This is a genomic window from Bacillus sp. FSL R7-0646, assembly GCF_037969865.1.
Lineage (GTDB): Bacteria > Bacillota > Bacilli > Bacillales > Bacillaceae > Bacillus > Bacillus licheniformis.
This window is the reverse complement of the sequence record NZ_CP150217.1, coordinates 3,231,304-3,247,937: the sequence shown is the minus strand read 5'-3', so window position 1 is coordinate 3,247,937 and position 16,634 is coordinate 3,231,304. Positions and strand designations below refer to the sequence as shown.

Genomic DNA, 16,634 nt, shown 5'->3' with positions numbered 1-16,634 from the left:
GGAGGAGAAACGACATGAAGCAGCTGATAACCGAAAAAGACCTCATCAAGCTTGTATCCATTACCGATCCCCAGTATTCGCCCGATGGTGCAAAAATCGCCTACGTCCAAACAAAAGTAAACGAAAAACAGGACTCATATGATTCGCATATCATGATCTACGACCGCGAAAAACAAGCTTCGGTGCAATGGACGTTTGGGAAAGGCAGAAACCAGCATCCCCGCTGGTCGCCGGACGGCAAATACCTTGCATTTACGTCCAATCGCGAGGAAACCGCACAAATTTACGTGATAAGCGCCGCCGGGGGAGAAGCGAGAAAAGTGACCGATATTCCCTATGATGTATCACAGCCTGAATGGTCGCCGGACGGCAAGTCATTGCTTTGTTCAGTGAAGCTGACAAAAGAGGAAAGCGTCGACGATGAGAAGAAAACCGAGATTGAAGACCACGAACCGCTGGAAGTCGATTCTTTGTCATATAAAGCAGACGGCCAAGGGTTTAAAAGGGGAAAGTATACGCAGCTTGTCCTCGTTCAAGTGGAAACCGGGGAAATGAAACAGCTGACCGATCTTGAACGCGACCATTTCAGCCATGCATTTTCACCGTGCGGAGATCAGATTGCATTTTGCGCCAATCAAACGGATATGCGTGTGAACGATGTCTACTTGATGAACCTTTCGACAGGTGATTTGAAGCGCCTCACAGGTCAAAACGGCATTTTTTCTTCACTATCGTTTTCTCCTGACGGCAAACACCTTGCATTTATCGGAAACGAGAAAGAATATCAAAACGCCACGCTCGATAAAGCATGGCTGTATGATATTGAAACAGGAAAACTAACGTGTCTGACGGAAATGCTTGACGTCCATCTCAGCGATGCGGTGGCAGGAGACAGCCTTGTCGGAGGCGTTCTTCCGAAACCGGCCTGGACCAAAGACGGAAACGGCTTTTATGTCATCGGATCTGACCAGGGTTCTACAGGCATTTACTACATATCAATCGAAGGTCTTGCTTATCCGGTCCGGTTGGAAAAAGAGCATGTGAACGGATTCAGCCTGCATCCGGACGAAAGTGGCTTTGCGGCATCCATAGCCCTGCCCGTCCGGCCGAGCGAACTTTACCATCTCCAATTGGGTGAAGAAAAAGCGGAGCGACTAACAGATGCCAACCAAGCGTTTACGGAAGAACATATCATATCGGAACCGGAGGAGCTTCAATTTCAGGCAGCGGACGGTCTGACAATTCACGGATGGCTGATAAAGCCCGCCCAATATGAAAAAGGAAACACGTATCCGCTCATTCTGGAAGTGCACGGCGGACCTCACGCCATGTATGCGAATGCTTATTTTCATGAATTTCAAGTGCTGGCCGCAAAGGGAAGCGCCGTCGTATATGTTAACCCGCGGGGAAGCCACGGCTACGGACAGGATTTTGTCAACCGGGTGAGGGGCGACTACGGCGGTGGAGATTTTAAGGATGTAATGGCGGCTGTTGACCACGTGCTTGAACATTATGATTTCGTCGATCAAGAAAGGCTCGGCATCACCGGAGGAAGCTACGGGGGCTTTATGACAAACTGGGCTGTCGGCCACACGAAGCGCTTCAAGGCCGCAGTGACACAGAGGTCCATTTCCAACTGGATCAGTTTTTACGGGGTAAGCGACATCGGCTATTTTTTCACAGACTGGCAGCTCGGTGCAGACCTTTTTGAAGATCCAGGCAAACTGTGGGAGCATTCGCCGCTCAAATACGCGGACAAGGTGGAGACCCCTCTTCTCATTCTGCATGGCGAACGGGACGACAGGTGCCCGATTGAACAGGCGGAACAGCTGTTTACGGCGCTGAAAAAAATGGGGAAAGAAGTAAAACTCGTCAGATTTCCGAACGCGTCACACGATTTATCAAGAAGCGGGCATCCGAAGCAGCGGATCAGGCGGCTTGAGTATATTGCAGGCTGGTTTGAAGCTTATCTATAAAAAAGAAAAGGCTGCCGTACACTACGGCAGCCTCAGCGTGTCGACAAACCCTCGCATTCGTTGTCAGGGCTGCGCGTCGGTGCTCACGAATTCCAACATTCGCTCCGCTCCGATGCTCGACCTTCCTAGACTGCAAGGGTTTTCAATCACGCTGAGAGGATGACAAAATCCTAAACTGAAAACCGTTTTAGGATTTTGTCAACAATTTAGGCTGCCGTTACGGCAGCCTTCTCAAATTAAAATACTTGCTCTACTTCAATGACGCCCGGAACTTCTTCTAAAAGGGCGCGCTCAATTCCAGCTTTAAGGGTGATGGTGGAACTTGGGCAGCTTCCGCATGCGCCGAGCAGGCGAAGCTTGACGATGCCGTCTTCAACATCGACGAGTTCACAGTCACCGCCGTCACGGAGTAAAAACGGACGAAGTTTGTCCAGCACTTCCTGTACTTGTTCTTTCATTTCGACCTCTGTCGTCATTCGTATCGCTCCTTTCAAATCATACAACCATTATATTCAGTCGAACAATAAAAAGCTATTGTTTGGTTTCAATCGTTTTCCCACATATTATATCATATTTGCCGGCAAAGACAAAAAACGATTTTCATTTCAATATGGAGCAGATGGACAAAATAGAATAAAATAAAGATAAAGAGAAAGGAGCTGCCGCTGATGAAAAAACAAGCCGAGCTTTTTGTTTACGGTGCCGACGTTCTTTGTCCAAGCTGTGTGAACCTTCCGTCATCAAAAGAAACGTATGAGTGGCTAGAAGCCGCCCTGAAAAGAAAATATCCCGACCAGCCTTTCTCAATCACGTACATTGATATCCATCAGCCGCCGGAAAACGACCCTGAAAAACAGGAAATCTCCGAAAAAATCCTGAACGACGAATATTTTTATCCGCTCGTCATGGTCGGTGATCAAGTGGTCGGCGAAGGAAATCCGAAGCTGAAAGACGTGTATAAAGAAATGGAAAAGCAAGGATATAAGCCTGCATGATAAACAGCAAGGGACAGACATGCCCCTTGCTGTTTTATTTTTTATGATTGCACCTTTCTTAAACCGGACAGACTAACTATCAGCCAGATCAATTAGGAGGGACAGCAAGCATGTCAAGCATTGAAGGACAAATCATGTCAGGCGATTTTGATGACGAAATGAATGTTTTTTCATTAAAGAAAATCAAGCAGTTTCAAACGCAGACCAGTCTGAAAGAAAACCAGCTCAAGGCTTTACAGCACTATTTAAGGCAGCATGAGCACGATGAGGACGGACAGATCATCACCCTCTACGACCAAATGCTTGTACCTTTGTCGCAAGATGATATAAAAGCGCTGCTGGATGACTTAACAAAAGTCCAGTCATTATATCATTAACTTTCCCTTTTATACCCGCTTTCCTGCCCTGATGTCATCCGTCATTCCGAGATAAGGGGCTTTTGAAATCAGATCTTCATTATCGATTCCGGCATTTTCAATAAATGTGATATCGGCGAATTCCGGTACGACATATTTTGGATACGTCTCATATTTTTCGCGCGATTCCTCCATTAAGTCGATATGGTCATTTTGATAGCAGACTGTAATATCAGGGCGTTCATGAACCCATTTAGGGAAGAAGATGATGCCGTGCATCCGCTTTTCATTCGGCATGAAGTTCAAGGAAACGTCAGTCCCTGTCGGTTCTGTCCAGGATACTTTATAGACGCCTTCAGTCAGCTTGACGATATCGGCTTTTTGATCGCGAACCCAGCGTCCCCCAACCATTCCGCTGTGAATGCGGTAATCGATGGTATGGTCATTTTTAATGTAGATTTCATATTCCCATCCGTTTTCATACGTATAGATCATATGGCTTCCTACAAACTCTTTTACATCTTGATTCATATGAACCGCTCCTTTATTTGTTTATGTAAATCTAAACATGTTGATATTTACATATATAATTATAAAATGCCGTCAAAAACGATGTCAAACGAAAATACTTCCTGAGAGATTTGCACAAATAAAGAAGATTGTTACGATTAATGTCAGAATTTTGAGTTATCTTAGGAAATTATGCCAATATTTAGAAAAGTGATTGTCAAAAAATAAGCGATTCTGTAAAATGAAAAACAACCCATAAAAAGGAAATGACATGGGAAGAAAGGAAGGATAAACGATTGAAGACAAAAATTGCGTATGAGGAAGTTGCGGGAATGCTTAATCAATGGTATGTCATGATCAAGCGTCACGAAGTATCACAAGCGGTCTCGATTAAATGCGACATTGAGCACCAGCTGCCGAATATGGAAGAAAATCAAGATCTGCTTCTTTATTTTAATCTTTTAGACTATCGGCACAAGCTGCTGACAGAAGAGTTTGCCGCTTCCAACAAACTGTTCGAGGATATTCAGGAGCAAAAAGCCGATATGCAAAGCACAGATGACATGATTGAATATTATTATTTCTTTTTCGCTGGCATGTACGAATTTCATAAGAAGGATTATACAAATGCAATCAATTATTATAAATTAGCCGAGGAAAAGCTCAGGACAATCCCCGATCAAATCGAAATCGCCGAATTCCATTACAAACTGGCTATCGCCTACTATCAAATCAAACAAAATTTCCTTTCCTTAAACCATGCGAAAACAGCTCTAAAAACCTTCAAAGCACATGATGATTACATTCAAAAAGCGATCAGCAACGATATGCTGATCGGGGCAAATAAACTCGATTTATTTCGTTTTGATGAAGCCGAACAGCATTACAAGCAAGCCCTTAAAGACGCGGCACTGATCAAACATCATGTCCTCCTCGGCATGGCTCACCACAACTTAGGGTTGAGCTATGTCAATCGCAACCTCCTCACATTGGCTGAACATCATTTCAAAGAAGCGCTGCTTATCAAAGAGCATGAAGAATCGGTTTACGGCATCCATTCCATGTTTGAACTGACACATGTGCTGTACAAATCAAATGTTGTCAAAGAAGCACGCAAATTGTATGAAAAAGGATTTTTCCGTGCGGAAAAAGCAGGAGAAAGGGAATATTTGTCGAAATTTAAACTTATTCATGCTCTGTATGATGAACAGGATCCACTTGCGGTTGAACATGCTTTAGAATATCTTAAAACGATCAATCTCTGGACGGATGTAGCGGAATTAACATTTGATATCGCACTTTACTATAAAGAAAATGGAGATGCAGACAAAGCTGCCGAATATTTTGAAGAATCTCATCATGCAAGAGACCAAATTCTTAAAAGAACGGAGGAGTTAAAGTGAAAAAGATGATTGCCGTTGCGTTGACTGCCGTCTTTGCAAGCCTTGTCGTTTTAAGTTTTTCGTCTCAGCCGAAGGGAGATGCCGAGTTTGCCGGCCGAGCCATTTTTCTTGACGATAAGCCGGCTCAGCTGATGGCGGGCAGAGCGATCTTTCTCGACAGCCTTGACGGAAATTCGCCAGCCGCCTGACAAAACACCGCATAACCCTGCTTGTCACCGGACAAGCTCTCTTCGAAAAGCGCCGCCAGCGGCGCTTTTTTTATGAAAGCAAATATAACCGGCGTCCCTGCAAATCGCTTGCGAAGATTAAAAATATGAAACACATGACAGGAATGGCGCTCACCGGCTTTTGGTCGAATCCTATTGAAAAATCTGCCCGATTTATAGTGCTTGTCATTCTATAAATCCTTATAATGGTCTTAACGCCAATGTGAGGCATGCCAATAGACAGATTGCAGGGGAAATTCAATACTGAACAGCGCAATTTAGCATGTAATCATTTTTAGGAGGGAGCAGCATGGAAGTCTTTGAAGAATATTTAGCGGGAATTGATCATCCGGAACATCGTGCCCGGATGGAAGAAGTATTGGGTTGGGTAGCGGAGACATTTCCAAATTTAACGCCGAAAATCGCTTGGAATCAGCCGATGTTTACTGATCACGGCACATTTATTATCGGCTTTAGCGTCGCGAAAAATCATTTGGCTGTCGCCCCTGAAAGCGCTGGGATCGATCGTTTTTCTGAGGAAATTGTGCAGGCCGGCTATGATCATACGAAGCAGCTTGTCCGTTTCCGCTGGGATCGTCCGGTGGATTTTTCATTGCTTGAGAAAATGATCGAGTTTAATATTGCGGATAAGGCGGACTGCTCGACTTTTTGGCGGAAATAAAAAAGCGCAAAAATAAGGGGCATCCTCTCATGAAGGCGAGAGAGCGCCCCGAAAGAAAAACGCTGTTTATCTAAAACTCCAAGGTTTCGCGCATGTACGCGGCAAACCTACCCATTATGATGCTTATACATCCAAAGCAAGCCGGATTTCAGCAGGCGAGGCACTCTGCCGATCAACGGCCGTTCAGCAACTAAACCGAAACCGGCTTTTTTGCCGAGCGACCCGAGGACGCCTTTCAGCTTGAATTTCGGCATTGTTTCAGGAAGAGGTTCGCCTTTCCAGCGCAGTTCAAGCACTTGGACGATTTGTTCCGCCTGGGCTTCGGCCAGCTGTGCGCTCGGCGCGTGAGGCAGGCTTGCACAGTCGCCGACAACATAAACGTGTTCGTCTCCCGGCAGGTTATGGTGCGGCGTCAGGACGACGCGCCCTTGCGGATCTTTTTCCACATCGAGATCCCGAACGATTTGATTCGGCTGTATCCCCGCTGTCCAGACGATGGCGTCGGCTTGGATCGGGTCGTCATGATTGTAGACGATGCCTTCTTCCACCTTTGTAATATTGGCGCAGTTGATAATCTTGACGCCGTGCTCTTCAAACCAGCTTTGCACATATTTGCTCAAACGCTTCGGGAAGCTCGACAAAATTAATTCTCCCCGGTCAAAAAGGATGATGTTCAAATCTTTTCGGCTTTCCCTCAGCTCGCTCGCAAGCTCAACGCCGCTCAGTCCTGCCCCGACGATCGCAACGGTGGCTTCCGCATTTAAGTTGTTGAGCGCCTGGTACGTGCTGCGTGATTGATCGATTGTCTGAATGCTGTAGGTATGTTCAGGCGCCCCGGGAACGTTGTGATATTTATCTTCACAGCCGAGTCCGATGACGGCGTCATCATAGGATACCGGCTCCCTGTCATGAAACAAAACCTTTTTTCCTTCCAAATCAACAGACGAAATCGTCCCGTATTCAATCTTTAACTTCGGGTGATCCGGGAAGGACACTCTGATATGATGATCGGAAATCGTCCCCGCAGCCAGTGCGTAATACTCCGTTTTTAAACAATGGTAAGGGTTTCTGTCGATTAAAGTGATCATCACATCATCTGGCAGCTGATTAGGCAGCAAACGATGAATGATGCGCATATTCCCGTATCCGCCGCCGAGCAAGACTAAATTTCTCATTGGTAATTCCCCTTTTCCCCTCAGATTAAGAAACTCACCTTTTACACTGCAAAAATAAAAAACTATGTAAATACCCTCTAGAATTATATCTAATTTGATGTAAAATCACAATATTTCTCGGGAAAATAACCTACACTAACGCCTAGAATCGATAATTAGTAAAACTCTTTAAAGTATTAATATGTTACAAAAGCTTTATTCTCCAGCCTTAAACTTTGACTAATGAAACGCATTTAGGGTACGATAAAAAGGCGATGTGAGGTGAAATAAAGTGTTTCCAATCGTTGAGTTTTGCGTCAGCAATCTTGCCCAAGGTTCTCAGGAGGCAAAGGAAATATTGGAGAAAGATCCGAATTTGGATGTCGTTGAATACGGCTGCCTGAGTTACTGCGGACAATGCATGCAGACGATGTATGCTCTTGTAAACGGAGAAATGGTGACAGCGAATAATCCGGCTGAATTGGTCGAAAATATATACAAGTTCATTGATGAAAATGAACTCATTTAAAAACGGGGTCATCTTGGTGATCTCGTTTTTTCATGCAAAGCCTTTAATTGAAAGGGTTTACATAAAAAGAGAAAAAATTCGTGAAAATTTTTGTGGACAGGCCAATCATTAATTGATATCTTAATAAAAGTTTAAATAATAATAAGAGGTGTGGTCATGAACATTTTATGGGGACTTCTTGGTATTCTGGCGATTTTCGCGATTGCTTTCCTGCTTTCCGAGCATAAGAGCAAAATTAACATAAGAACGATTTTAATCGGTTTGGCGATCCAGCTCCTGTTCGGATTCATCGTTCTCAAATGGGAAACGGGGAGGGAAGCGTTTCTTTGGTTTACAAAAGCCGTTCAGCATCTCGTCAATTATGCGAATGAAGGCATCAGCTTTCTCTTCGGGCCTCTCTTACAAGTAGGCGACAGTGCTGCCTTTGCTTTAAGCGTTCTTCCTGTTATCATCTTCTTTTCATCTCTGATTGCAGTTCTTTACCATTTAAGAATCATGCAAGTGATCATCCGCTTCATCGGCGGCGGATTGGCAAAACTGCTCGGAACAAGCAAAACGGAATCTCTTTCTGCAGCTGCCAATATCTTTGTCGGGCAAACTGAGGCGCCGCTTGTAATTAAGCCGTTTATCGCAAACTTAACAAAGTCAGAGCTGTTTGCCGTTATGACAGGCGGACTCGCTTCAGTGGCCGGTTCTGTTTTGTTCGGTTACGCCCTTCTCGGGGTTCCTCTCGAATATTTGCTTGCAGCGAGCTTTATGGCCGCACCTGCGGGCTTGATTATGGCAAAAATGCTCATTCCCGAAACGGAAAAACCGAAAATTGAAGAAAAAGATATTCAAATGGCTGAAGACGAAGACGCAGCAAATGTCATCGATGCCGCGGCAAAAGGGGCATCAACGGGTCTCTCTCTTGCGTTGAATGTCGGCGCGATGCTGCTTGCTTTTGTTGCTTTGATTGCCGTTTTAAACGGAATTCTTGGAGGAGTCGGCGGATGGTTCGGCTTTAAAGACCTTTCACTCGAATATATTCTCGGCTATGTATTTGCCCCGCTCGCCTTTGTCATCGGCGTGCCATGGGATGAAGCGGTCCAGGCCGGAAGCTTTATCGGTCAAAAGCTCGTTCTGAACGAATTTGTCGCTTATTCCAATTTTGCTCCGATGTTTGATCAGCTTTCCGTCAAAACAGCTTCGATTATCAGCTTTGCGCTGTGCGGTTTCGCAAACTTGTCTTCTGTGGCGATTTTGCTTGGAGGACTTGGAGGAATGGCGCCGAACCGCCGTTCCGATATCGCCCGTCTCGGCTTGAAAGCCGTTGCGGCCGGAACATTGGCCAACCTTTTAAGCGCGGCGATCGCCGGAATGTTTATCGGATAACATGATAAAAGCTCCCTGCAAATGAATGCAGGGAGCTTTTATGTATGAAAAACGGGGGATAGCCATATTGTATCCATCCCTTTCAGCTTTTATACTAGAAGAAAGAAAAAAATGTGGAGGCGGCTATGAATTCTTTTCGTTTTACTAAAATGCACGGCTTAGGAAACAGCTATATATACGTCAATCAGTTTGAAGAACATCTCCCTGAGGAGCTGTTGTCGGATTTGGCCGTCAAAGTGTCTTCCGTTTACACCGGAATCGGTTCAGACGGAATGATTCTGATCTGTCCTTCAGATCGAGCGCCGGTTAAAATGCGGATTTTCAACAGCGACGGATCTGAAGGCAAAAACTGCGGAAACGGTTTGCGCTGCGTTGCAAAATACGCGTATGAACATAAACTGGTAGAGGAAACGTCCTTTTTAATTGAAACCCTTTCAGGCTTGGTAAAGGCTCAGGTTGAGGTGGATGAAGGAAAAGTTGTATCGGCTACGGTCGATATGGGCGAACCGCGACTTCTCAAATCAGATATGCCGATGCGGGGTGAACAGGGTTCAGAGACGATCAATGAAAAGATGATATTCGGCGGCCGTGAAATGAAGGGTACCGCTGTATCCATGGGCAATCCCCACATCGTCTTTTATTTAGACGATATTGAAAAAGCCCCGCTGACGACGATGGGACCGCTCATTGAAAAAGATGAAAGGTTTCCGGAAGGGGTTAATGTAGAATTTGTTGAAGTTGAAAACGAAAATGAACTCCATTTCCGCGTTTGGGAAAGGGGATCAGGAATTACCCAGGCTTGCGGAACAGGCGCCTGCGCAGCCACAGTGAGTTCGGTGCTCAACGGCTATTCCAAACGGGACACGGACATTACCGTCCATCTCGCCGGCGGCGATTTGATCATTAATTGGAAAAACGACGGACGCGTCATGATGACGGGACCCGCTGAAACGGTATGTGAAGGCGAGTTTTTTATATCATAAGTCGGTCTGTTTGAGAAATCGGACGTGCGACTTTATAATAAAGGTACACATGAGCTTTTAGGAGGTGTAATCTCATGAGCGAAAAAACGGTCACGGTTACGGAAGCGGCTGCTCTTCATATCAAGGATATGATGAAAGAGCATGAAGAGGAGAACGCATTTTTGAGAATCGGAGTAAAAGGCGGCGGATGCAGCGGCCTGTCATACGGCATGGGTTTTGAACATGAAAAAAACGAAGACGACAATGAATTCGTCCAGCATGGAATCACAGTGCTTGTAGACCAAGAAAGTCTGGATATCATGAACGGTACGGTCATTGATTTTAAACAATCGATGATGGGCGGAGGCTTCACCATCGATAATCCAAACGCCATCGCTTCATGCGGCTGCGGATCATCATTCAGAACCGCAGCGAATGCGGGGAAGCCTGAAGAGTGCTGACATAAGGTCAACGATATGCAATGAAAAAAACGCCTTTCATCTCGATGCTTCATCGTGATGAAAAGGCGTTTTATTATGGTCTGGGGGAAAAAGAAATGAAACTCGTATCAACGCACGCCTTGTCAAAAGCGGACGTTACCGCGTTTTTTCATACACATTGGGGAAGTCCGGAAATGGTCAATTCACACGGAACATTCCGCTGCGATGAATTGGAAGGATTCGCTGTAACAGATGAAAAAAGCGACATTAAAGGCTTGATTACGTACTTCATCGCTGGAAACGAATGTGAAGTCGTCTCTTTGGACAGTGTTGTCGAAAACAAAGGGATCGGCTCACTCCTTTTACAAGAAGTGGAGCGTGTTTCAAAGCGAAAACAGTGTAAATCGATTAAACTGATCACGACGAACGATAATATGCGGGCGCTTATGTTTTATCAAAAGAGGGGCTATACTTTGGCCGAGTTGTATGTAAACGCAGTTGACAAAGCAAGAAAAGTAAAGCCGGAAATTCCCTTTGTCGCTGATAACGGCATTCCGATTCGGGATGAGATTCTATTGGTGAAAGATTTAGCATAGTTTTTCTGCTTCTTCGCGAAGAGGAGCAATGCAGCCACCCCGCTCAAAGTGTTGAGCAAGGTTTTTGCAATGGGCTTCCGGAACACAACCGTGTTTATTTCTGGTTAAAGATGCGATTCAGATTGCTCGTGTTGTTGGTGATAGAGGTGATATAGCGGCTTCCGCTTATCATTTCCTTGTTGCACAGAGGGCATAAAGGGCGGTCGCTGCTCGTGAAATTTTTTCTCATCCATCCGTTGCAGTCCTCAGCCGTACATTCCCACGTACTGATATCTTCCTTTGGCAGAGGCTCTTGATTGCGATTGTTGTAGTAAGACATATCGTCACTTCCTAACAAGGGTTTTTTGGAGTTCATTTAAGAATATTTTGTGAATCTTAAGACATTCTATTCGTCAATTTGTTATTCTATACTGGACAGGTTTATTTAGTGTCCAAGCCCAGTAAAGAAAAGGGGTTCAACCATGGAAAAAATCAACTGCAGAAGCTGCGGCGGGCTTACGCCGTACGATTCAAAAGTCTGCGAGGCATGCGGATGCGAAAAACCGCTTCCAAAATCACAGAAAATTACGGACCGGATTGTCTTGACTGCGGCGGGAGTCGTCGGCATCTTAACAATTGTGCTGATATTGGGAACGGTCTTCTCATATTTGAATATCATATAATGAAAAGGAGCCGGTGTCAGGCTCCTTTTCATTTTTATTTGTTTTCAAACATGCTTGTAGAGTGCAGCGGCTGCACACGCGCTTTAGGATCCATATAAGCTTTTGCATTGTTGACAGCGGTCGGCGCTTCACCAAATCCGCTCGCAATCAGCTTGACTTTCCCTTCATATGTGCAGATATCGCCGGCTGCATAGAATCCCTCGATGTTCGTTTCCATTGTGGACTTGACGACGATCGAATTTTTCTCGATTTCAAGCCCCCAGTTTTTGATTGGTCCGAGAGATGAAACAAAACCGAAGTTGACGATCACATCGTCGACATCGATGATTTCTTTTCTCTCGCCTTTCACTTCCTCGATGACGATCTGTTCGATTCGCTCGCTGCCGATCAGCTCGGTCGGAACAAACGGTGTCAATACATTGACTTTAGAATTGCGCAAGTTTTCGACGCTGTGCTCGTGTGCGCGGAATTTATCGCGGCGATGAATAATTGACACCTCTTTTGCGATCGGTTCCAGCATGAGCGCCCAGTCGACGGCGGAGTCGCCGCCGCCCAATACCGCAACGCGCTTGCCCGCAAATTGATTCAGATCATCTATAAAGTAATGAAGGTTTGCATTCTCGAATTGTGCCGCAGATTCAAGCTCGAGCTTTCTCGGCTGGAATGCTCCGTTTCCGGCTGTAATAATCACCGTTTTAGAATAGTGGATTTCTTTGTTGGTGACGAGTTTGAAAATACCGTCTGCTTGTTTTTCAACGCTTTCGACGGCTTGTTCCAAACAAACGGTCTGATCGAATTTCGCCATTTGCTCTTTTAAATTGTCGACCAGCTCCTGAGCGCGGATTTTAGGGAACCCGGCTACATCGTATATGTATTTTTCGGGATACAAAGCGGACAGCTGACCGCCGAGCTGCGGCAGGCTTTCAATAATTTTGACGCTCGCTTGCCGCATTCCGCCGTAAAATGCGGTAAACAAGCCGACAGGGCCGCCCCCGATAATTGTGATGTCATATACTTTTGTGTCTTCACGCATGAAAATAATGCCCCCTAAATGAAAATTGTTCTTAATTATATCATATCACATAAAATAAATACGAGCGCGTTTGTTTTTTTAGGCGCGGAAAATAATACCGTCAGAGCATATTTAACCTTGAAAAAGCAATTGCAAGCGGCTATGATGTAGTTGTGAACAAATTGTTAACGATTCGTGAATATTTTTCGTCGCACAGCCGAAAAACATTCCGTTGTTCGGCAAACTAAAGTGAAGGGTTTCACAAACTTTTTTTCATAAAAAGCCGGAAGCCGGCAGAAGATAACCCAAAGGCTATTTTTAATCCGGCTTAGCAGTAAAATACAGAAAAGGTGGATGTGATTCCGTTGAATAAGCCAAAAGTAGTAGTATTAGGTGCAGGTTATGGTGGATTAATGACCGTTACGAGACTTGTTAAAAAAATCGGCATCAATGAAGCGGATATTACGCTTGTCAACAAGCACAATTACCATTATGAGACGACCTGGATGCACGAGGCGAGCGCAGGTACGCTTCATCATGACAGATGCCGCTATCAGATTAAAGACGTCATCAATACATCCCGTGTCAATTTCGTTCAGGATACGGTAAAGAAAATTGATAAAGAAGGAAAGAAAGTCGTCCTTGAAACAGGAGAGCTTAGTTACGACTATCTTGTCGTGGCGCTCGGCTCCGTCCCTGAAACTTTCGGAATTTCGGGATTGAAAGAGCATGCTTTCTCTATTTCAAACATCAATTCGTCCCGCCAGCTTCGCGAGCACATTGAATATCAGTTCGCGACGTATAACACAGAAGCCGAGAAGCGCCCGGAACGCCTGACGATCGTTGTCGGGGGAGCTGGTTTTACAGGCATTGAATTTTTAGGTGAAATGGCCAACCGCATTCCTGAGCTGTGCCGCGAATACGATATCGACCGCCAGCAGGTTCGTTTAATTTGCGTGGAAGCCGCGCCGTCTGTTCTCCCGGGCTTTGAACCGGAGCTTGTCGATTATGCGGTCAACTACCTCGAAGGAAAAGGCGTTGAATTCAAAATCGGCACGGCCGTGAAAGAATGCACGCCTGACGGAATCATCGTCGGAAAAGACGATCAGACCGAAGAAATCAAAGCAGGCACTGTCGTATGGGCCGCAGGCGTCCGCGGCAACCCGATCATTGAGGAATCCGGCTTTGAAAACATGCGCGGCCGTGTGAAGGTTAAACCTGACCTGCGCGTTGAAGGCCATGATGATATATTTGTTATCGGAGACTGCTCTTTAATCATAAATGAAGAAACCGAAAGGCCTTATCCGCCGACTGCGCAGATTTCCATGCAGCAAGGCGAAACGTGCGCAAACAATCTGGCCGCACTGATTCACGGCAAAGAAACGGAAACGTTCTCATTTGATAACAAAGGCTCTGTCGCTTCTCTCGGCGAACACGATGCAATCGGCGTCGCATTCGGCAGAAAGATGACGGGAACGACGGCGTCCATGATGAAAAAAATCATCGACAACCGCTCGCTTTTCATGATCGGCGGGCCGGGACTTGTTCTGAAAAAAGGCAAGTTTAAATTTTTCTGATCAGACTTTCACAGAAGGTGATGACGGCGGCGTTCAGGCAGGATGCCTGGGCGGTTAGCCGCCGATCCTTCCTCTATTCATGAGCACCGACTTAGCAGGTCTGACAACGAGGGTTTGTCGACACGCTGAAGCCTGCAGCTTCCTCTGCAGGCTTTTTATTTCAGGCTAAAAACTTCAAAAACGAAAGAAAAAGAAAGAAAGCTTCGCTTTTAAGCGCTTACATCAAATGATCTGTTATATTTTCTGACTTTATTATTGACAACGTTCATGATATATTATCAGAAAATTAAGAAAAAGGTGTGTATCCGATGAAGACAACGTCAACCCATCGACTTGAATCTACCTGTACATTCTGTTCAGGAAAAGGCTATTTTCAGCTTCTGCTCGGCGGTTCGGAAACGTGCAGCAACTGCAAGGGAACAGGAAAAGACCGTTGATCACAGCTTTCCAATGATTGACTCAAGTTCCTTCCCCAATGTACACTAAAAGAGGTGAATTGGGGGTGGAGGCTTTGATTAGTTTACCAGTTGTCATCATTTCAGTTGTCTTATTTTTCGTCCTGTTTTTCGGCATCGGTTTTCTGCTGAATATGCTGCTCAGAATGTCATGGATCATGGCTGTCATTTATCCAATTGTATGCCTTTTCATTGTGAATAAAGAAAAGCTGATTCGCTATGTAGAGGCGCCGGGAGAGGCATTTTCCGGCCTTTTTGACAGAGTGGCTTCTTTGGCTGCTGCCGATATCATCATTTTAGCCAGCGGAATGGCCGGAGCCCTGTTGTCGGGCGTTACGATCAAAGCGCTGCGAAAAAGGGGATATCAAATGTTTTAAGCCTTCTTCTTCAAAGGAGAGGGTTTTTTTGCGGTTAATTTTTTCATTTTTCTCAAAACTTTTCCGCCATCTGAATATTTCTTTTTCCACTTGGAAACAACTAGATGGTGAGAGGAGTGGAAGAATTGAGAAAAGTGATGACTATGTTCCGGCGTTTCTTGATGACAGTTTTGTTTGTCCTTGCTTTTATGACGACCTTCTTTGCCGTTTCAGGCGTGGAGGCACAGGATATATCCAGCTGGGCAAAAGAACGCGATCTGTCCTTGAAACAGCTGATGCTCACCTTTAAATCACTTCCCGAAGAAAAAGCGGAAAAGACGTCTCTGTCTGCCGCAGAACAAATTAAAAACAAACCGAAATCGCTTGAAGACGCGTTTGACTGGAGCAAGTATCCGAAGCAAAAAGTCACCGCGACCGGATATACAGCAGGGGCTGAATCAACGGGAAAACAACCTCATCATCCCGATTACGGGATTACATATTCGGGAGTCAAAGTAAAAAGAGATTTATATTCAACCGTTGCAGCCGACCCGTCGGTCTTTCCGATCGGCACCATATTGTTCATCCCGGACTACGGCTATGGGGTTGTTGCGGATACCGGATCAGCCATTAAGGGAAACCGGCTCGATTTGTACTATGAGACGGTTGAGGATGTTTATAAAGAATGGGGCAAAAAAACACTTGATGTTTATGTCATTAAAAAAGGAAACGGCACCATTACCGAAGAGGATCTCCTGAAGCTGAATGAAAATAAATCGATGCAAGTATTCAGACAAAAATATAAAATGGCGAAAGAATAAGAAAAAACGTTTAAGACCTGGCGTCTTAAACGTTTTTTTGCTTTACATCAATAAATAATCGAGAAGCAGCGTCAGTGCAATGCCGGTCAGGCCGCCGAAAAACACTTCAATCGGCTGATGGCCGAGCAGTTCCTTCAGCTTTTTCTGTTTTTCTTCCTGATGGCTTTTAGGGAAATCCTTCGCTTCGTTGACAAAGCGGTTAAAATCGCGGACAAGCCGGTTGATCACTGTTGCTTGTTCTCCGGCATGTCTTCTCACTCCGGTTGCATCAAACATCGTAATAACGGCAAATATTGCGGAAACGGCGAACAAAGAAGAATCCATCCCGTGATCAAGAGCTACACCGGTCGAGAGCGCCGTGACGGCCGCTGAGTGTGAACTCGGCATTCCGCCCGTGCTTGTGACAAGCCGCCAATCCCATTTTTTTGAGACGACAAAGTAAATGGGAACCTTGATAAACTGAGCGAAAAAGATCGCGGCAAAGCTCGCCAGCAAAGGAAAGTTTGTGAGGATTTCCATTTTGCAGAACATCCTTTCTATAAAGAAAATAGAGATGAATTCAGAAAAG

General features: G+C 45.3%; 21 protein-coding genes and 1 pseudogene. 16 read left to right on the top strand and 6 right to left on the bottom strand.

What is annotated here, in order from left to right:
• The first annotated feature begins 14 nt into the window (after positions 1-14).
• Positions 15-1,976: a S9 family peptidase gene (locus MKY62_RS16945; protein WP_003184960.1), complete on the top strand. Its 1,962-nt coding sequence runs from the start codon at positions 15-17 to the stop codon at positions 1,974-1,976.
• Between the two features lie 236 nt (positions 1,977-2,212).
• On the opposite strand, the pseudogene MKY62_RS16940 reads toward MKY62_RS16945, so the two are convergent.
• Positions 2,213-2,511 (bottom strand): annotated as a pseudogene (locus tag MKY62_RS16940) (NifU family protein).
• 133 nt (positions 2,512-2,644) lie between these two features.
• On the opposite strand from MKY62_RS16940, the gene MKY62_RS16935 reads away from it, so the two are divergent.
• Positions 2,645-2,971, top strand: coding sequence for a YuzD family protein (locus MKY62_RS16935; protein ID WP_003184955.1), 327 nt, complete (start codon positions 2,645-2,647; stop codon positions 2,969-2,971).
• 110 nt (positions 2,972-3,081) lie between these two features.
• Positions 3,082-3,348 (top strand): hypothetical protein, encoded by a 267-nt coding sequence (locus MKY62_RS16930; RefSeq protein WP_003184953.1) that lies wholly within the window; start codon positions 3,082-3,084, stop codon positions 3,346-3,348.
• A 9-nt stretch (positions 3,349-3,357) separates the two neighbouring features.
• Here the strand turns inward: MKY62_RS16930 and MKY62_RS16925 are convergent, their stop codons facing one another.
• Complete coding sequence (locus tag MKY62_RS16925; protein WP_003184951.1) at positions 3,358-3,858, bottom strand: phenolic acid decarboxylase; 501 nt, start codon at positions 3,856-3,858, stop codon at positions 3,358-3,360.
• A 275-nt stretch (positions 3,859-4,133) separates the two neighbouring features.
• Between MKY62_RS16925 and MKY62_RS16920 the strand changes: the two genes are divergently transcribed.
• From MKY62_RS16920 to MKY62_RS16910, 3 genes are all read left to right on the top strand, one after another.
• Positions 4,134-5,240 carry a Rap family tetratricopeptide repeat protein gene (locus MKY62_RS16920; RefSeq protein WP_003184949.1) on the top strand — a complete coding sequence of 369 codons (1,107 nt, stop codon included), beginning with the start codon at positions 4,134-4,136 and terminating at the stop codon, positions 5,238-5,240.
• A gap of 5 nt (positions 5,241-5,245) precedes the next feature.
• Positions 5,246-5,428, top strand: a complete 183-nt coding sequence (locus tag MKY62_RS16915) for a hypothetical protein (RefSeq protein WP_202604387.1) — start codon at positions 5,246-5,248, stop codon at positions 5,426-5,428.
• A gap of 328 nt (positions 5,429-5,756) precedes the next feature.
• On the top strand, positions 5,757-6,128 hold the full coding sequence (locus MKY62_RS16910) for an iron chaperone (protein ID WP_009329525.1): 372 nt from the start codon (positions 5,757-5,759) through the stop codon (positions 6,126-6,128).
• 107 nt (positions 6,129-6,235) lie between these two features.
• Here the strand turns inward: MKY62_RS16910 and MKY62_RS16905 are convergent, their stop codons facing one another.
• Positions 6,236-7,303 (bottom strand): NAD(P)/FAD-dependent oxidoreductase, encoded by a 1,068-nt coding sequence (locus MKY62_RS16905; protein WP_003184943.1) that lies wholly within the window; start codon positions 7,301-7,303, stop codon positions 6,236-6,238.
• A gap of 271 nt (positions 7,304-7,574) precedes the next feature.
• Here MKY62_RS16905 and MKY62_RS16900 point away from each other — a divergent pair, with 271 nt between their 5' ends.
• The 5 genes from MKY62_RS16900 to MKY62_RS16880 all read left to right on the top strand — a co-directional run bounded on the left by MKY62_RS16900 (position 7,575) and on the right by MKY62_RS16880 (position 11,183).
• The gene (locus tag MKY62_RS16900; protein WP_003184941.1) at positions 7,575-7,811 is read left to right on the top strand and encodes a YuzB family protein; all 237 of its coding nucleotides are present in this window, start codon (positions 7,575-7,577) and stop codon (positions 7,809-7,811) included.
• Between the two features lie 156 nt (positions 7,812-7,967).
• Positions 7,968-9,185, top strand: a complete 1,218-nt coding sequence (locus MKY62_RS16895; protein ID WP_003184940.1) for a NupC/NupG family nucleoside CNT transporter — start codon at positions 7,968-7,970, stop codon at positions 9,183-9,185.
• Positions 9,186-9,310: 125 nt separating this feature from the next.
• Entirely contained in the window at positions 9,311-10,168 is an 858-nt protein-coding gene (dapF, locus tag MKY62_RS16890) for a diaminopimelate epimerase (protein ID WP_016886124.1), read from the top strand.
• A 74-nt stretch (positions 10,169-10,242) separates the two neighbouring features.
• On the top strand, positions 10,243-10,608 hold the full coding sequence (locus MKY62_RS16885) for an iron-sulfur cluster assembly accessory protein (protein ID WP_003184936.1): 366 nt from the start codon (positions 10,243-10,245) through the stop codon (positions 10,606-10,608).
• 95 nt (positions 10,609-10,703) lie between these two features.
• Positions 10,704-11,183, top strand: coding sequence for a GNAT family N-acetyltransferase (locus MKY62_RS16880; RefSeq protein WP_011198262.1), 480 nt, complete (start codon positions 10,704-10,706; stop codon positions 11,181-11,183).
• A 94-nt stretch (positions 11,184-11,277) separates the two neighbouring features.
• Here MKY62_RS16880 and MKY62_RS16875 read toward each other — a convergent pair whose 3' ends face one another.
• Entirely contained in the window at positions 11,278-11,502 is a 225-nt protein-coding gene (locus tag MKY62_RS16875; RefSeq protein WP_003184932.1) for a cold-shock protein, read from the bottom strand.
• Positions 11,503-11,644: 142 nt separating this feature from the next.
• Between MKY62_RS16875 and MKY62_RS16870 the strand changes: the two genes are divergently transcribed.
• The gene (locus MKY62_RS16870) at positions 11,645-11,845 is read left to right on the top strand and encodes a hypothetical protein (RefSeq protein ID WP_003184930.1); all 201 of its coding nucleotides are present in this window, start codon (positions 11,645-11,647) and stop codon (positions 11,843-11,845) included.
• 34 nt (positions 11,846-11,879) lie between these two features.
• On the opposite strand, the gene yumC is transcribed toward MKY62_RS16870, so the two are convergent.
• Positions 11,880-12,878 carry a ferredoxin--NADP reductase 2 gene (yumC, locus tag MKY62_RS16865; protein ID WP_003184928.1) on the bottom strand — a complete coding sequence of 333 codons (999 nt, stop codon included), beginning with the start codon at positions 12,876-12,878 and terminating at the stop codon, positions 11,880-11,882.
• A gap of 338 nt (positions 12,879-13,216) precedes the next feature.
• On the opposite strand from yumC, the gene MKY62_RS16860 reads away from it, so the two are divergent.
• The 4 genes from MKY62_RS16860 to MKY62_RS16845 all read left to right on the top strand — a co-directional run bounded on the left by MKY62_RS16860 (position 13,217) and on the right by MKY62_RS16845 (position 16,066).
• Entirely contained in the window at positions 13,217-14,434 is a 1,218-nt protein-coding gene (locus MKY62_RS16860) for an NAD(P)/FAD-dependent oxidoreductase (protein WP_161621001.1), read from the top strand.
• 308 nt (positions 14,435-14,742) lie between these two features.
• Complete coding sequence (locus tag MKY62_RS16855; protein WP_003184925.1) at positions 14,743-14,871, top strand: YuiA family protein; 129 nt, start codon at positions 14,743-14,745, stop codon at positions 14,869-14,871.
• Positions 14,872-14,945: 74 nt separating this feature from the next.
• Positions 14,946-15,266: a YuiB family protein gene (locus MKY62_RS16850; RefSeq protein ID WP_011198260.1), complete on the top strand. Its 321-nt coding sequence runs from the start codon at positions 14,946-14,948 to the stop codon at positions 15,264-15,266.
• A 134-nt stretch (positions 15,267-15,400) separates the two neighbouring features.
• Positions 15,401-16,066, top strand: coding sequence for a 3D domain-containing protein (locus MKY62_RS16845; RefSeq protein WP_025804898.1), 666 nt, complete (start codon positions 15,401-15,403; stop codon positions 16,064-16,066).
• Between the two features lie 42 nt (positions 16,067-16,108).
• On the opposite strand, the gene MKY62_RS16840 is transcribed toward MKY62_RS16845, so the two are convergent.
• The gene (locus MKY62_RS16840) at positions 16,109-16,585 is read right to left on the bottom strand and encodes a divergent PAP2 family protein (RefSeq protein ID WP_003184918.1); all 477 of its coding nucleotides are present in this window, start codon (positions 16,583-16,585) and stop codon (positions 16,109-16,111) included.
• Positions 16,586-16,634: the final 49 nt, after the last annotated feature.

What these genes read in the sequence shown, in the direction of transcription:
- MKY62_RS16880 (WP_011198262.1), top strand. Translation starts at nt 10,704, where the DNA reads ATGAAACTCGTATCAACGCACGCCTTGTCAAAAGCGGACGTTACCGCG.
- dapF (WP_016886124.1), top strand. Translation starts at nt 9,311, where the DNA reads ATGAATTCTTTTCGTTTTACTAAAATGCACGGCTTAGGAAACAGCTAT.
- MKY62_RS16905 (WP_003184943.1), bottom strand. Translation starts at nt 7,303, where the DNA reads ATGAGAAATTTAGTCTTGCTCGGCGGCGGATACGGGAATATGCGCATC.
- MKY62_RS16885 (WP_003184936.1), top strand. Translation starts at nt 10,243, where the DNA reads ATGAGCGAAAAAACGGTCACGGTTACGGAAGCGGCTGCTCTTCATATC.
- yumC (WP_003184928.1), bottom strand. Translation starts at nt 12,878, where the DNA reads ATGCGTGAAGACACAAAAGTATATGACATCACAATTATCGGGGGCGGC.
- MKY62_RS16925 (WP_003184951.1), bottom strand. Translation starts at nt 3,858, where the DNA reads ATGAATCAAGATGTAAAAGAGTTTGTAGGAAGCCATATGATCTATACG.
- MKY62_RS16930 (WP_003184953.1), top strand. Translation starts at nt 3,082, where the DNA reads ATGTCAAGCATTGAAGGACAAATCATGTCAGGCGATTTTGATGACGAA.
- MKY62_RS16855 (WP_003184925.1), top strand. Translation starts at nt 14,743, where the DNA reads ATGAAGACAACGTCAACCCATCGACTTGAATCTACCTGTACATTCTGT.
- MKY62_RS16875 (WP_003184932.1), bottom strand. Translation starts at nt 11,502, where the DNA reads ATGTCTTACTACAACAATCGCAATCAAGAGCCTCTGCCAAAGGAAGAT.
- MKY62_RS16895 (WP_003184940.1), top strand. Translation starts at nt 7,968, where the DNA reads ATGAACATTTTATGGGGACTTCTTGGTATTCTGGCGATTTTCGCGATT.
- MKY62_RS16910 (WP_009329525.1), top strand. Translation starts at nt 5,757, where the DNA reads ATGGAAGTCTTTGAAGAATATTTAGCGGGAATTGATCATCCGGAACAT.
- MKY62_RS16870 (WP_003184930.1), top strand. Translation starts at nt 11,645, where the DNA reads ATGGAAAAAATCAACTGCAGAAGCTGCGGCGGGCTTACGCCGTACGAT.
- MKY62_RS16915 (WP_202604387.1), top strand. Translation starts at nt 5,246, where the DNA reads ATGATTGCCGTTGCGTTGACTGCCGTCTTTGCAAGCCTTGTCGTTTTA.
- MKY62_RS16935 (WP_003184955.1), top strand. Translation starts at nt 2,645, where the DNA reads ATGAAAAAACAAGCCGAGCTTTTTGTTTACGGTGCCGACGTTCTTTGT.
- MKY62_RS16840 (WP_003184918.1), bottom strand. Translation starts at nt 16,585, where the DNA reads ATGGAAATCCTCACAAACTTTCCTTTGCTGGCGAGCTTTGCCGCGATC.
- MKY62_RS16945 (WP_003184960.1), top strand. Translation starts at nt 15, where the DNA reads ATGAAGCAGCTGATAACCGAAAAAGACCTCATCAAGCTTGTATCCATT.